This window comes from Rhodoplanes elegans (genome assembly GCF_016653355.1).
Classification (GTDB): domain Bacteria; phylum Pseudomonadota; class Alphaproteobacteria; order Rhizobiales; family Xanthobacteraceae; genus Rhodoplanes; species Rhodoplanes elegans.
In genome coordinates this window covers 22,507-35,589 of record NZ_NHSK01000039.1, presented here as the reverse complement: position 1 = coordinate 35,589, position 13,083 = coordinate 22,507, and the positions used below count along the sequence as shown (strand labels likewise).

Below are 13,083 nucleotides of genomic sequence, written 5' to 3'. Positions count from 1 at the left end.
CCATCGCGTCGAGCGCGTCCTGCAGGAACGCCGCCACCGGCTCGTCGGCCTGGGCGAAGGCGTCGTCGAGCACGATCAGCTTGTTGATCGGGCCCGGCACCGCATCGCCGCCGAGCAGCACCGGTCCGAGCGCGCGAAAAACGCCCGGCACGGTCGACATCCAGCCGGCGACGTCGAAGGAGTGCGCCATCGGCATGGCGCCGGCGAGCGAGACGCGGCCGTGGGTTGGGCGGATGCCGTAGAGCCCGCAGAAGGCGGACGGCACCCGCACCGAGCCGCCCGTGTCGGAGCCGATCGCCACATCGCAGGCACCCGCGGAGGCGGCCGAGGCCGAGCCGCTCGACGAGCCGCCCGGGATGTGTCCCGGGGCGCGCGGGTTGAGCGGCGTGCCGTAATGGGCGTTGACGCCGGCGACGCTGAAGAAGAACTCGTCGCACACGGTCTTGCCCGTGATGGTGGCCCCGGCGGCGAGCAGCGCGGCCACCACGGCGGCGTTCTTGGCCGCCGGCGGGTGGGCGGCGAGCCAGTCCGGGTTGCCGCCGCCGGTGCGCTCGCCGGTGATGTCGTACATGTCCTTGATGGCGACCGAGAGCCCGGCGAGCGGTCCGGCCGGCGCACCCTTGACGGGTGCGGCGAGGTCGTGCGGCACGAAGGCGGAGCGGAAGGTCTCGGTCGACATGGGGGCGGGTCCAGGAGTTTTTTGCGCAAGGCGAGGAGTTTCGTCGATGGTCCCGAAGGGCGCCCGAGTCAACCGAGTGGGCCGCATCGCTTCCCCTCGCGCCAAGCGGAGCCTCGCCCCGACCGACGGCGCCCGAAGATGGTCCGGGCCTCCTGGTCCGCCACAGCGGGTGGGGACGAGAATCCCGGCCGCCGCCGCGCCGCGGCGGCTCGGTGGGATGGCAGGTCGTCACCGTTCCAATTGATCCAGAATCTCGGCAGTCGCCGGCAAGGCACTGAAACGTAGAAACATCGAACACTGTTGCCGCGCCGCGACACCGGCCGGGACAGCGCCCCGCAGACGCTTTCGCCGGCGGCCCCTTTTCTCTATTGTCCGCGCGACTTCAGCAGGACCCGGGAATGTCCGCCAAGAGCTTCGGAACGGCCAAGAGCTTCGGAACCGCAACGAGCCGGAAGACCGCCGCGCTTCTCGAGGCGCTGCTGGCCTGGGCCGCGGCTCGCCATCGCAACGCCGCGATCCTTCTGGTCGCGGTGTCGCTGCTCGCCTTTCTGCCCGGCATCTTCCAGCTCCCGCCGATCGACCGCGACGAGGCGCGGTTCGCCCAGGCGACCAAGCAGATGCTGGAGACCGGCGACCTCGTCGACATCCGCTTCCAGGAGGAGAGCCGCTACAAGAAACCGGTCGGCATCTACTGGCTGCAGGCGGCCGTCGTCGGCGCCGCCGAGACGCTCGGCATGCCGGAGGCGCGCACCCGGGTCTGGCTCTACCGCGTCCCGTCGATCCTCGGGGCGGTCGGGGCCGTGCTGCTGACCTATTGGACGGCGCTCGCCTTCGTGTCTCGGCGGGGCGCCGTGCTGGCCGGCCTGATGATGGGGAGCTGCATCCTGCTCGCCGTCGAGGCGCGCCTCGCCAAGACCGACGCGGTGCTGTTCGCCACCACGGTGGCCGCCATGGGGGCGATGGCGCGCGCCTACGTGATCGAGCGCGCGCAACGCCCCGATCCGGGCCATCCCTGGGCGCTGCCGGCGATCTTCTGGACCGCGATGGCGGCCGGCTTCCTGATCAAGGGGCCGCTGATCGTCATGGTGGTGAGCCTCACCGTGGCGGCGCTGGCGATCGCCGATCGCTCGGCCCGCTTCGTGCTGCGCCTGCGGCCGCTCGCCGGGCTCGCCTGGATGCTGCTGCTGGTGCTGCCCTGGTTCGTCGCCATCGTGCTCAAGAGCGGCAACACGTTCTTCGAGGAGTCGCTCGGCCGTGACCTCCTCTCGAAGGTCGGCAGCGGCCAGGAGGCGCACGGCGCGCCGCCCGGCTACTACTTCCTGTTGTTCTGGGGCACCTTCTTCCCGGCCTCGATCCTGGTGCCGATGGCGTTCGGCGCGGTGTGGAATAGCCGCAGCGTGCCCGAGGTGCGCTACCTGCTCGCCTGGCTGATCCCGACCTGGCTGGTGTTCGAGGCGGCGATGACCAAGCTGCCGCACTACGTGCTGCCGGTCTATCCGGCCGTTGCCATCCTGCTCGCGATGGCGATCGACCATCAGGCGCTATCGCGCAACATCTGGCTGCGCCGGGCGCCGATGTGGTGGTTCATCCTCACCGCCGTGGTGTCGGTCGGGCTCATCGTGATCAACATCTGGATCGGCCAGCGCTTCGGGCTGATGACCTGGCTGCTGTCGGGAGTCGCCCTGACGCTCGCGCTGTTCGCCTGGTGGCTGTTCGAGGCGGACGGCGTCGCGGTGTCGTTCATGCGCATGGTTGTCGCCATGATCGTGCTGTTCACGGCGGCCTTCTCGGCGACCTTTCCGACCATCGGGGCGCTGTTCCCGTCGCTGCAGCTCGCCCGCTTCGTCGCCTTCGGCCGCTGCGATCAGGTGCTCGCCGCGACCGCCGGCTATCACGAGCCGAGCTTGGTGTTCCTGGTCGGCACCGACGTGCGCCACGTCTCCGGGGCCGGCGCCGCCGACTTCCTGGCGCGCGGCGGGCGGTGCCGCTATGCCTTCGTCGAGAAAGGCCACGAGCGCGCCTTCGTGCAGCGCGCCGACGCCATCGGGCTGCGCTACGCGCAGGGGATCCGGATCGACGGCGTCAACTTTTCGAGCGGCCGGGCGGTCTCGATCCAGACCTTCGTGGGGACCGACCCGTGACGGCGGCGAGCGGATACGGTCCGGCTCCCGGACGCCGGTCGAACGCGCTCGCCCTGATGGGGCGCAATCTCGCCGCCTGGCTCGCGGTGCTGTTCGTCGCCCCGCGAAAGCCGTCGCGGACGCCAGGCTTCAAGGCCCTGGTGCTGGCGCATCGCTGGCAGGCGGCGGTCGCGCTCGGCCTGATCCTCGCCGCCATGATCCTGGTCGATCCGCTCGCCCCGCAGGTCAAAGGATCGCCGCGCTGGGTGATCAACCTGTTCGAGGACGTCTCCGATCTCGGCCGTTCGGGGTGGATCCTGATTCCGGTCGCCGGCGTGATCGTGTGGATCGCGGCGCTGGTGCGGCCCGGCCTCGACCGCGTCTCGCGCGCTGTGCTGGCGGCCGTGGTGGTGCGGCTCGGGTTCGTGTTCGTCGCGGTCGGGCTGCCGGGGCTCGTCGCCACCATCCTCAAGCGCTGGATCGGCCGGGTGCGGCCATCCGAGCTCGGCCCCTTCGCCTATCAGCCGCTGTCGTGGCGCGCCGAATGGGCGAGCCTGCCGTCGGGCCACACCGTCACGGCCTTCGCGGCGCTGATCGCCATCGGGGCCGTGTGGCCGGCGCTGCGGCCGGTGCTGTGGATCTACGCGCTGCTCATCGCGCTCAGCCGGGTGATCGTCTCGGCGCATTTCCCGAGCGACGTGATCGCCGGCGCCGCGTTCGGCGCCTTCGGGGCCGTGCTGGTGCGCGAGTGGTTCGCGTCGCGCCGGCTCGGCTTCTCGGCCGCGCCGGACGGCACCGTCCGGGCGCTGCCCGGACCTTCGTTGCCCCGTGTCCTGCGGGCGCTCGCCACCGCGACGGAGCGGTGAGGGCCGGGCGCCGCCGACACCTTCAGGAGCTGTTTCGTCGATGACCCAGACTGGATCGGGACCGGCCGTGGCCGTGGTGGTGCCGGTGCGCAACGAGGCCGAGAACGTCGCGCCGCTCCTCGCCGAGATCGCGACGAGCCTCGCCTCCGAGGGCCCGTTCGAGGTGATCTACGTGAACGACGGCTCGACCGACGACACCGGTGCGGTGCTCGACCGGCTGCGCGCCGAACGGCCGTGGCTGCGCCACGTGCGGCACGCCACCTCGTGCGGCCAGTCGGCGGCGGTGCGCACCGGCGTCGGCGCGGCGCGCGCGCCGCTCGTCGCCACCCTGGACGGTGACGGCCAGAACGACCCGAGCTTCATCCCGGCGATGCTCGACCGGCTGCGCAAGGACCCGCATGTCGGTCTGGTCGCCGGCCAGCGGGTCGGCCGCAAGGACACCGGCTTCAAGCGCCTGCAGTCGCGCGTCGCCAATGCGGTGCGCTCCAGCGTGCTCAAGGACGGCACCCGCGACACCGGCTGTGGCCTCAAGGCGTTCCGTCGCGACGTGTTCATGGCGCTGCCCTATTTCGACGGGCTGCACCGCTTCCTGCCGGCCCTGGTGCGGCGCGACGGCTGGACCATCGCCTATGTCGACGTGAAGGACCGGCCGCGCCGGCACGGCACCTCGAAATACGGGTTCTTCGACCGGTTGTGGATCGGCATCCTCGACCTCGCCGGCGTGTGGTGGCTGATCCGCCGCCGCAAGCAGGTGCCGCAGGTGACCGAGTCCAAGGTGACGGAGAAGGCGTGATGCTGATCGATCTGTCGCACGCCGTCGGCGGCTATCTCTACGACGTGTTCGTCACGAGGCTCGACTGGTGGGTCTTCCTCGGCATCGTCGCCCAGGGCCTGTTCACGATGCGCTTCGTCGTGCAGTGGCTCGCCTCCGAGAAGGCGGGGCGCAGCGTCGTGCCGATGGCGTTCTGGTGGTTCTCGATCTCGGGCGGCGTGCTGCTGCTCGCCTACGCGCTCTACCGCCGCGACCCGGTGTTCATCGCCGGCCAGGGTTTTGGTGTTTTCGTCTATCTGCGCAACCTGCAATTCGTGCTGCGCGAGCGAAAGGGCGGCCGCGAGGTGCAGGGTAAGGGGATGGGGTAGGGTGGCGCCGTAGGATGGGTGGAGCCGCTGGCGATACCCATCTCCTTTGCGCAGGCTCGTGAACGATGGGTATCGCCTGCGGCTCGACCCATCCTACGGGCTGAATTTTGCCGCCCGGCGTCACCCGGCCGCGTGCAGCGCTGCGAAGCCGCGCTCGAGGTCGGCGATCAGGTCGTCGGTGTCCTCGAGGCCGATGTGGAAGCGGATCGTCGGGCCGCCCGGCTCCCACGTCGTCGCGGTGCGGATCTTGGTGCAGTCGAACGGGATCGCGAGGCTCTCGTAGCCGCCCCACGAGGCGCCGATACCGAACAGCGTCAGGGCGTTCAGGAAGGCGTTCATGGCGCCCTGCGACGCCGGCCGGAACACCACCGAGAACAAGCCGCTCGAGCCGGTGAAGTCACGCTTGAAGATCGCGTGGCCGGGATGCGAGGGCAGGGCGGGGTGCAGCACCCGCAGCACCTCGGGCCGGCGCTCGAACCACTGCGCCACCTTCATGGCCGCGGCCTCGTGGGCGGCGAGCCGCACGGCGAGCGTGCGCAGGCCGCGCTGGGCGAGGTTCATGTCGTCGGGGCCGACGCACAGGCCCATGGTGAAGACGGTGTCGCGCAGCGCCTTGTTGGTGCGGGCATTGGCGGCGACGCAGCCGAACATGATGTCGGAGTGGCCGCCGATATACTTGGTGCCGGACTGGATCGCGAGGTCGACGCCGCGATCGAGCGCCCGATAATAGAGCGGCGTCGCCCACGTGTTGTCCATCAGCACGACGGCGCCGCGCGCATGCGCGACCTCGGCGATCGCCGGGATGTCCTGGATCTCGAAGGACAGCGAGCCCGGCGCCTCGACGAACACGGCCTTGGTGTTCGGCTGCATCAGCGCGCCGATGCCGGCGCCGATCGTCGGGTCGTAATAGGTGGTCGAGATGCCCCAGCGCACCAGCAGCGTGTCGCAGACCGTGCGGGTCGGGTCGTAGGCCGAGTCCGACACCAGCACATGGTCGCCGGCGTCGAGCACCGCGAGCAGCGCCGCCGAGATGGCGGCGAGCCCCGACGGCAGCAGGCAGATGCCGGCGCAGGCCGGGCCCTCGATGGCGGCGAGCGCGGCCTCGAGCGCCTCCGAGGTCGGGGTGCCGCGGCGGGCGTACTTGTAGCGCGAGCGGCGCGCCAGATAGTCCTCGGCCGTCGGGTAGAGCACGGTCGAGCCGTGGAACACCGGGGTGTTGACGAAGCCGTAGTGCTCGTGCGGATGCCGGCCGCCGACGACCAGGCGGGTGCGGTCGGTGCGGGCGCTCGCGCCGTGCCCGGCGTGTCCGGTGTCGCTGCCGTGGGCGGTGCCGTCGCGATCGTCGGGGGACTTCATGGCGGGTATCCTGGGACTATGCGTTCAAGGGGCTTTCGGGACATTCGAGCGGGCCGTGCAGGCGCGTCCGGCGGCACCGACATGCGGCAGGCGAGCACTTGACCGGGCTCGGCATTCGTTCTGATATGCCGGTCCGGAATGCGCTCCGCTGCGATCCATGCGTGCTGCAGCCCTTTTTACGGCACGAGACATGCATCACTGGCGCTCGGAGCATCCGCTCGGACGTTTCGACCGGTCCCGGCGACCGATCGCTGCGCGGGCGCCGCGACGGACCGCTACGACCGTTCGCTGCGACCGATCGCTGCGACCGGCCGTGCCCTTGCACCGGACTCCACGCACTGTCAATGAGGCGATCATGAAACGGGTTTTCGTCGCTCTGCTCACCGCGTGCGCAGCCCTGACGACGGGCGCGCCTGCGGAGGCGGCGACTCTCGACACCATCAAGGCGCGCGGTGCGCTCAACTGCGGCGCCAACGGGCAGCTCCCCGGCTTCGGCATGCCGGACGCGCAGGGCATCTGGACCGGCTTCGACGTCGAGCTTTGCCGTGCCCTCGCGGCGGCGATCTTCAACGACCCGCAGAAGGTGAAGTTCGTCGCGCTCACCGCCAAGGACCGCTTCACGGCGCTGCAGTCCGGCGACGTCGACGTGCTGATCCGCAACACCACCTGGACGCTGTCGCGCGACACCCAGCTGGGGCTCAACGCCACCGGCATCAACTACTTCGACGGCCAGGGCTTCATCGTCCGCAAGGATCTCAAGATCAACTCGGCGCTCGAGCTCAACGGCGCCTCGGTTTGCGTCCAGCAGGGCACCACCACGGAGCTCAACCTGTCCGACTACTTCCGCTCCAACAAGATGGCGTCGTCGAAGCCGATCGCCTTCGCGACGCTCGACGAGGCGCTCAAGGCCTACGACAGCCGCCGCTGTGACGCCTACACGACGGACGCCTCGCAGCTCTACAGCGTGCGCCTGAAGCTCGCCAGGCCCGAGGACCACGTGGTCCTGCCGGAGATCATCTCCAAGGAGCCGTTCTCGGCCTTCGTCCGGCACGGCGACGACCAGTGGTTCGACATCGTGCGGTGGGCGCTGTTCGCCATGCTCAACGCGGAGGAGTTCGGCATCACCAAGGCCAATGTCGACGAGCAGGTGAAGTCCGACAATCCGGAGATCAAGCGCCTCCTGGGCACCGAGGGCAATTTCGGCGAGGCGCTCGGGCTGACCAAGGACTGGGCGGTGCGCATCGTCAAGGGCGTCGGCAATTACGGCGAGGTGTTCGAGCGCACCATCGGCCAGGGCTCGCCGCTCAAGATCACGCGCGGCCAGAACGCCCTGTGGACCAAGGGCGGCCTCCAATACGCACCGCCGGTGCGCTGATCCCAGCCGCGCGGGGGACCGCGCCATGAGCGAACGGGCGGGCACCCCCGTGCCGACGGCGAGCTTCCCCGAGGTGCCGCTGTGGCGGCGACCTCGGGTGCGCGGCATCGTCTATCAGGTGGTGCTGTGCCTCGTCGTCGCCGCCCTCGCCTGGGCCGCGGTCGCCAACGTCTCGGAGAATCTCGCCCGCGCCCAGATCGCCACCGGCTTCGGCTTCTGGAACGTCACGGCCGGCTTCGATATTTCGCAGACGCTGATCTCCTACTCGGCGCAGGCCTCCACCTATGGCCGCGCCTTCTGGGTCGGCCTCCTCAACACGTTGCTGGTCGCCGTGCTCGGTATCGTGCTGGCGACCATCCTGGGCTTTCTCATCGGCATCGGCCGGCTGTCGCAGAACTGGCTGGTCGCCAAGCTGTGCGGTGGCTTCGTCGAGCTGATCCGCAACATCCCGCTGCTGCTGCAGCTCCTGTTCTGGTACAACGCGGTCCTCAAGGCGCTGCCGGACATCCGCACCAGCATCGCGCTGCCGGGCGGCGGCTTCCTCAACAATCGCGGCCTGTTCCTGCCCGACCCGCAGATCGGCGGCGGCGGCGCGGTCGGCATCGCACTGCTTGTCGGCGTCGCGCTGGCGATCGGCTTCGGGGCGCTGCACGAGCGGGTGGGGGCGTTCGGGCGCGGCAGGCGCCGCGCCCTCGTGACGGTGCTCCTCGTGCTGGTGCCGCCCGCCGTGACGGCGGCAGTGGTCGGCGTGTCGGTCGCCTTCTCGTATCCGGAGATGGGGCGCTTCAACATCCGCGGCGGGCTCGAGGTGCTGCCCGAGTTCGTCGCGCTCCTCGTCGGTCTCGCGATCTACACGGCCGCCTTCATCGCCGAGGCGGTGCGGGCCGGCCTGATGGCGGTGCCGAAGGGGCAGACCGAGGCGGCGAGCGCGCTCGGCCTGCGCCGCGGCGCGGCGCTGCGGCTCGTCATCGTGCCGCAGGCGATGCGCGTGATCGTGCCGCCGCTCACCAACCAGTATCTCAACCTCACCAAGAACTCCTCGCTCGCGGTCGCCATCGGCTACCCGGATCTCGTGCAGATCTTCACCGGCACGGTGCTCAACAACACCGGACAGGCCGTCGAGGTCGTCGTCATCACCATGGCCGTGTACCTGTCCATCAGCCTCGCCACCTCGGCGCTGATGAACTGGTACAACGCCTGGATCACCCCGGCGGAGCGGTGAGCGAGATGATGAGGATCGGTCTGCACGCCTGTTCGCGGCACGGCCTCCTCTTCTCCCTCCCCCCTTGTGGGGGAGGGTCGGGGAGGGGGGTAAGCGGCAGACTCCGCGCGTGTGGCTCACCCCCCTCCCGTCGCGCTTCGCGCGAAACCCTCCCCCCCGAGGGAGGAGGGAACCACCCCATGAAGGCGGTTCGCCCCGGAGAGCCGCAGGCAGAGGTGAAGGGAGGGCGGCGCTCATGACCGACCTCGCCGCACCTCCGTCGGCGGCCTCCCGCGTCGCCTATGTCCGCACCACGCCGGTGCCGCACGTGGCGCGGCCGCCGCTGCCGTCCGGGCCGCTCCACTGGGTGCGCAAGAACCTGTTCGCGACGCCGCTGAGCGGGCTGCTCACGCTGCTGGTGATCGCGGCGGCGTGGTGGACGATCCCGCCGCTGGTCGACTTCATGCTGATCGACGCGGTGTGGAGCGGGTCGGGCCGCGACGCCTGCCTGCCGTCGGCCGGCAATCCCGATCCGGGCGCCTGCTGGGCCTTCGTGCGCACCTGGTTCTCGTTCTTCATCTACGGCCCGTATCCGCTCGCCGAGCGGTGGCGTGTCGACGTGTTCTTCGCGCTGCTCGCCTTCGGCACCGGCTGGCTCCTGTGGCTCGACGCGCCGCGCCGCGACCTCGGCGCCGCCTTCTTCTTCCTGGCGCTGCCGACCGTCTCGTTCATCCTGCTGCGCGGCTGGCCGACGCTCGGCCTCGCGGTGGTCGACACGGCGCTGTGGGGCGGGCTCCTGGTGACGCTGGTCGTCGCCTCGGTCGGCATCGTGGTGTCGCTGCCGATCGGCATCCTGCTGGCGCTCGGGCGGCGCTCGGCCATGCCGGCCGTGCGCCTTCTGTCGATCGGTTTCATCGAGCTCGTCCGCGGCGTGCCGCTGATCACGGTGCTGTTCATGGCGAGCGTGATGCTGCCGCTGTTCGTGCCGCCCGCCTGGTCGCCCGACAAGCTCCTGCGCGCCCTCGTCGGCATCGCGATCTTCGCCTCCGCCTACATGGCCGAGGTGGTGCGTGCCGGCCTCGCCTCGATCCCCAAGGGCCAGTACGAGGCGGCGCGCGCGCTGGGCTTGGGCTACTGGCGCATGCTGGCGCTGGTCGTGCTGCCGCAGGCGCTGCGCGTGACGATCCCCAACATCGTCAACAACTACATCGCGCTGTTCAAGGACACGACGCTGGTGTTCTTCGTCGGCATCTTCGACTTCCTGCGCACCATCGAGATCGCCCGCGTCGATCCGGCCTGGGCGACGCCGGTGACCAGCACCACGGGCTACGCCTTCGCGGCGGTCTGCTACTTCGTCGCCTGCCATTTCATGTCGCGCTACGCGACCGGGATCGAGCGGCGCCTCGCCGCCGGCGACCGGCGCTGAGAGGATTTTTGGCGATGGTCGTGACCACCGAGCCCCGCACCGACACTCCCGCCGCCGCGAGCGACGCGCCGGGCGACGTCGCCGTGAAGATTTCCGGCGTCTACAAGTGGTTCGGCGAGTTCCAGGTGCTCTCCGACGTGAACCTCGAGGTGACGCGCGGCGAGCGCATCGTCATCTGCGGCCCGTCGGGCTCCGGCAAGTCGACGATGATCCGTTGCGTCAACGCGCTGGAGCCGTTCCAGCGCGGCTCCATCGTGGTCGACGGCGTGTCGGTGACGGACGATCTCAAGCGCATCGACGAGGTGCGTCGCGAGGTCGGCATGGTGTTCCAGCAGTTCAACCTGTTCCCGCATCTCACGGTGCTGCAGAACTGCACGCTCGCGCCGATCCATGTGCGAAAAATGCCGCGCAAGGAGGCCGACGAGATCGCGATGCGCTATCTCGCGCGCGTGCGAATCCCCGAGCAGGCCAACAAGTATCCGGCGCAGCTCTCGGGCGGCCAGCAGCAGCGCGTGGCGATCGCCCGCGCGCTGTGCATGAGCCCGAAGATCATGATGTTCGACGAGCCGACCTCGGCGCTCGATCCCGAGATGGTCAAGGAGGTGCTCGACACCATGGTGTCGCTCGCCGAGACCGGCATGACCATGCTGTGCGTCACCCACGAGATGGGCTTCGCGCGCCAGGTCGCCGACCGCGTCGTCTTCATGGACGCCGGCCAGATCGTCGAGATCAACACGCCGGAGGAATTCTTCTCCCATCCGCAGCACGAGCGGACGAAGACGTTCCTGGGGCAGATTCTGGGGTGAGTTCTTCACCTCTCCCCGCGTGCGGGGAGACGGAGAGCCGGCGCCGTGCTTGCGGCTCCTGGCAGTTTTACCCCTTTGCGGTCGCGATCGGCAGATCGCCTCGCCCGGCCCATTCGGTCCACGAGCCGTCGTAGAGGGCGACCGGGTCGTGGCCGAGGGTGTGGAGGGCGATCCACAGCACGGCGGCCGAGACGCCCGAGCCGCAGGTGGTCAGCACCGGCTTTTCCAGGTCGACGCCGCCAGCCTGGAAGGCGGCGCGCAGCTCGTCGGCGGACTTCAGCGTGCCGTCGCGCACCAGCGCGGCGTGCGGCACGTTGAACGAGCCCGGGATGTGACCGGACGGCAGGCCGGCGCGCGGCTCCGGCGCGGCACCGGAAAAGCGCTCGGCGGCGCGCGCGTCGACCACCTGGGCCGTGCCCTCGGCGATGGTCCGCTGCACGCGGGCGACGTCGGCGACGATGTCGGCCGGCGGCGTCACCGTGAAGGTCTTAGGCGCCCGGACCGGCGTGCCGCTCTCGACCGGCCGGCCCTCGGCCGTCCAGCGCGGGAAGCCGCCTTCGAGCACGAACACGTTGCGCGCTCCGAACAGCCGAAACGTCCACCAGACGCGCGGGGCCGAGAACAGGCCGAGCCCGTCATAGACGACGATGGTGTCGGTCTCGGCGATGCCCATGGCGCCGACCGCGGCGGCGAACTCGTCCGCCGTCGGCAGCATGTGGGGCAGGGTGGTCGCCTGGTCGGCGACGGCGTTGATGTCGAAGCGCAGCGCGCCCGGGATGTGGGCGGCCCGATAGTCGGCCGCGGCGTCGCGGTTCTGGGTCGGCAGATAATAGGAGGCGTCGAGCACGACGAGGTCTTTCTCGCCGAGCTTTTGCGCGAGCCATTCGGTCGAGACGAAGGGCGAGGGACGAGTGGTCATGGTGGGTCCTGTGAGGCGGGGATTTGCGAGAGGTCGTTCCCGTGGGCCGGGGGCGCGGCGCGCACGCCGCAGCCGGGCTGGCGCGCTCAGGCGAAGGCGATGCGGACGCGGCGGTTGATCTTGCCCTTCTTCTCGATCTGGGTGACCCGCACGGCGCCGATCTCGGCGGTGCGCGCCACGTGCGTTCCGCCGCAGGGCTGCAGGTCGAGGCCGTCGATCTCGATCAGCCGCACCCGGCCGGTGCCCATCGGCGGCTTCACCGACATGGTCTTGACGAGGCCCGGATTGGCCTCGAGCTCGGCGTCGGTGATCCAGCGGCTCGTCACCGCCGCATCGGTCGCGATCATCGCCGCGAGCTTTTCGGTGATCGCGTCCTTGTCGAGCCCGGCGTCCGGGATGTCGAAGTCGAGCCGGCCGTCGGCGTCGCCGACCGAGCCGCCCGTCACCGCATAGGGCAGCACGGCGGAGAGGAGATGCAGCGCCGTGTGGATGCGCATGCGGCCGTGGCGCAGCCCCCAGTCGATCGCCGCGTTCACCACCGTGCCGACCGCGAGCGCCGGCGCGGCGGCGCCCTTCGGCGGCAGGTGAGCGATCTCGGTCTTGAGCGGGTCGGTGAAGACGGCGGTCTCGATCGGGATAACGACGCCTTCAGCAGTCGTCAACGTGCCGCGGTCGCCCGGCTGGCCGCCCGAGGCGGCGTAGAACACGGTGCGGTCGAGCACGATGCCGCCCTCGGGCGTCACGCCGACCACGGTGGCGTCGCAGTCGCGCAAATAGGAGTCGTCACGGAACAGGCAATCGGTCGGCATCGCGTCCTCGCGAGGTAACGTCCGCGTCCCGTCCTATCGGCAAACGCTGCGCCCGTCGAGCCGCCGGGTCTCAATTTGCGCCGAATCGAATGAACAGGCTGAGAGGTACCGCGTTGTTCGGGTGGGCGTCGTCCGCCCGTCCGACCTTGCACGCTCCGGGAGCACATCGATGACCATCACGGCCGCCCACCTCTCGCCGTTCGTCGCCCTCGTCGCCGGCATCCTCATCCTGCTCATGCCGCGCCTGCTGAACTACGTGGTCGCCTTCTATCTGATCATCGTCGGGCTGATCGGGCTGAACGGGATTTATCATTTCGTGCGGTGAGGCTCTGCTGCTCGGCAGCCGACGTGGTGTGCGGAGCAGACGTGAGGCGCCGGAACCCTCT

At 70.1% G+C, this 13,083-nt stretch carries 13 protein-coding genes; 9 read left to right on the top strand and 4 right to left on the bottom strand.

What is annotated here, in order from left to right:
• The coding region (locus CCR97_RS02880) for an amidase family protein (RefSeq protein ID WP_244670235.1) at positions 1 to 679 on the bottom strand (679 nt) is incomplete at its 3' end.
• Positions 680 to 1,077: 398 nt separating this feature from the next.
• On the opposite strand from CCR97_RS02880, the gene CCR97_RS02875 reads away from it, so the two are divergent.
• Genes CCR97_RS02875 through CCR97_RS02860 form a run of 4 tightly spaced genes read left to right on the top strand, consistent with a single transcriptional unit; the run spans position 1,078 to position 4,805 of the window.
• The gene (locus tag CCR97_RS02875; protein WP_111356551.1) at positions 1,078 to 2,820 is read left to right on the top strand and encodes an ArnT family glycosyltransferase; all 1,743 of its coding nucleotides are present in this window, start codon (positions 1,078 to 1,080) and stop codon (positions 2,818 to 2,820) included.
• Positions 2,817 to 3,665: a phosphatase PAP2 family protein gene (locus CCR97_RS02870; protein WP_146618698.1), complete on the top strand. Its 849-nt coding sequence runs from the start codon at positions 2,817 to 2,819 to the stop codon at positions 3,663 to 3,665. The genes CCR97_RS02875 and CCR97_RS02870 overlap by 4 nt, the downstream gene beginning before the upstream one ends.
• A gap of 40 nt (positions 3,666 to 3,705) precedes the next feature.
• Positions 3,706 to 4,458 carry a glycosyltransferase family 2 protein gene (locus CCR97_RS02865; protein ID WP_111356549.1) on the top strand — a complete coding sequence of 251 codons (753 nt, stop codon included), beginning with the start codon at positions 3,706 to 3,708 and terminating at the stop codon, positions 4,456 to 4,458.
• Positions 4,458 to 4,805: a lipid-A-disaccharide synthase N-terminal domain-containing protein gene (locus tag CCR97_RS02860; RefSeq protein ID WP_111356548.1), complete on the top strand. Its 348-nt coding sequence runs from the start codon at positions 4,458 to 4,460 to the stop codon at positions 4,803 to 4,805. The genes CCR97_RS02865 and CCR97_RS02860 overlap by 1 nt, the downstream gene beginning before the upstream one ends.
• Before the next feature lie 120 nt (positions 4,806 to 4,925).
• On the opposite strand, the gene metC is transcribed toward CCR97_RS02860, so the two are convergent.
• Positions 4,926 to 6,161, bottom strand: coding sequence for a cystathionine beta-lyase (metC, locus tag CCR97_RS02855; RefSeq protein WP_111356547.1), 1,236 nt, complete (start codon positions 6,159 to 6,161; stop codon positions 4,926 to 4,928).
• A 355-nt stretch (positions 6,162 to 6,516) separates the two neighbouring features.
• Between metC and CCR97_RS02850 the strand changes: the two genes are divergently transcribed.
• From CCR97_RS02850 to CCR97_RS02835, 4 genes are all read left to right on the top strand, one after another.
• Positions 6,517 to 7,536: an amino acid ABC transporter substrate-binding protein gene (locus CCR97_RS02850; RefSeq protein ID WP_111356546.1), complete on the top strand. Its 1,020-nt coding sequence runs from the start codon at positions 6,517 to 6,519 to the stop codon at positions 7,534 to 7,536.
• 25 nt (positions 7,537 to 7,561) lie between these two features.
• Positions 7,562 to 8,758: an amino acid ABC transporter permease gene (locus CCR97_RS02845; RefSeq protein ID WP_111356545.1), complete on the top strand. Its 1,197-nt coding sequence runs from the start codon at positions 7,562 to 7,564 to the stop codon at positions 8,756 to 8,758.
• A gap of 235 nt (positions 8,759 to 8,993) precedes the next feature.
• The gene (locus CCR97_RS02840; RefSeq protein WP_111356544.1) at positions 8,994 to 10,163 is read left to right on the top strand and encodes an amino acid ABC transporter permease; all 1,170 of its coding nucleotides are present in this window, start codon (positions 8,994 to 8,996) and stop codon (positions 10,161 to 10,163) included.
• Between the two features lie 14 nt (positions 10,164 to 10,177).
• The gene (locus CCR97_RS02835) at positions 10,178 to 10,969 is read left to right on the top strand and encodes an amino acid ABC transporter ATP-binding protein (RefSeq protein WP_111356543.1); all 792 of its coding nucleotides are present in this window, start codon (positions 10,178 to 10,180) and stop codon (positions 10,967 to 10,969) included.
• 67 nt (positions 10,970 to 11,036) lie between these two features.
• On the opposite strand, the gene sseA is transcribed toward CCR97_RS02835, so the two are convergent.
• Positions 11,037 to 11,888, bottom strand: a complete 852-nt coding sequence (sseA, locus tag CCR97_RS02830; protein WP_111356542.1) for a 3-mercaptopyruvate sulfurtransferase — start codon at positions 11,886 to 11,888, stop codon at positions 11,037 to 11,039.
• A gap of 86 nt (positions 11,889 to 11,974) precedes the next feature.
• On the bottom strand, positions 11,975 to 12,697 hold the full coding sequence (locus tag CCR97_RS02825) for an alanyl-tRNA editing protein (protein ID WP_111356541.1): 723 nt from the start codon (positions 12,695 to 12,697) through the stop codon (positions 11,975 to 11,977).
• 169 nt (positions 12,698 to 12,866) lie between these two features.
• Here CCR97_RS02825 and CCR97_RS02820 point away from each other — a divergent pair, with 169 nt between their 5' ends.
• Positions 12,867 to 13,022, top strand: coding sequence for a DUF3096 domain-containing protein (locus tag CCR97_RS02820; RefSeq protein WP_111356540.1), 156 nt, complete (start codon positions 12,867 to 12,869; stop codon positions 13,020 to 13,022).
• Positions 13,023 to 13,083 lie beyond the last annotated feature (61 nt).

Excerpts from the sequence above, each read along its gene's own strand:
- sseA (WP_111356542.1), bottom strand. The coding sequence starts at position 11,888 with ATGACCACTCGTCCCTCGCCCTTCGTCTCGACCGAATGGCTCGCGCAA.
- CCR97_RS02845 (WP_111356545.1), top strand. The coding sequence starts at position 7,562 with ATGAGCGAACGGGCGGGCACCCCCGTGCCGACGGCGAGCTTCCCCGAG.
- CCR97_RS02865 (WP_111356549.1), top strand. The coding sequence starts at position 3,706 with ATGACCCAGACTGGATCGGGACCGGCCGTGGCCGTGGTGGTGCCGGTG.
- CCR97_RS02875 (WP_111356551.1), top strand. The coding sequence starts at position 1,078 with ATGTCCGCCAAGAGCTTCGGAACGGCCAAGAGCTTCGGAACCGCAACG.
- CCR97_RS02860 (WP_111356548.1), top strand. The coding sequence starts at position 4,458 with ATGCTGATCGATCTGTCGCACGCCGTCGGCGGCTATCTCTACGACGTG.
- CCR97_RS02835 (WP_111356543.1), top strand. The coding sequence starts at position 10,178 with ATGGTCGTGACCACCGAGCCCCGCACCGACACTCCCGCCGCCGCGAGC.
- CCR97_RS02820 (WP_111356540.1), top strand. The coding sequence starts at position 12,867 with ATGACCATCACGGCCGCCCACCTCTCGCCGTTCGTCGCCCTCGTCGCC.
- CCR97_RS02825 (WP_111356541.1), bottom strand. The coding sequence starts at position 12,697 with ATGCCGACCGATTGCCTGTTCCGTGACGACTCCTATTTGCGCGACTGC.
- metC (WP_111356547.1), bottom strand. The coding sequence starts at position 6,161 with ATGAAGTCCCCCGACGATCGCGACGGCACCGCCCACGGCAGCGACACC.
- CCR97_RS02840 (WP_111356544.1), top strand. The coding sequence starts at position 8,994 with ATGACCGACCTCGCCGCACCTCCGTCGGCGGCCTCCCGCGTCGCCTAT.
- CCR97_RS02850 (WP_111356546.1), top strand. The coding sequence starts at position 6,517 with ATGAAACGGGTTTTCGTCGCTCTGCTCACCGCGTGCGCAGCCCTGACG.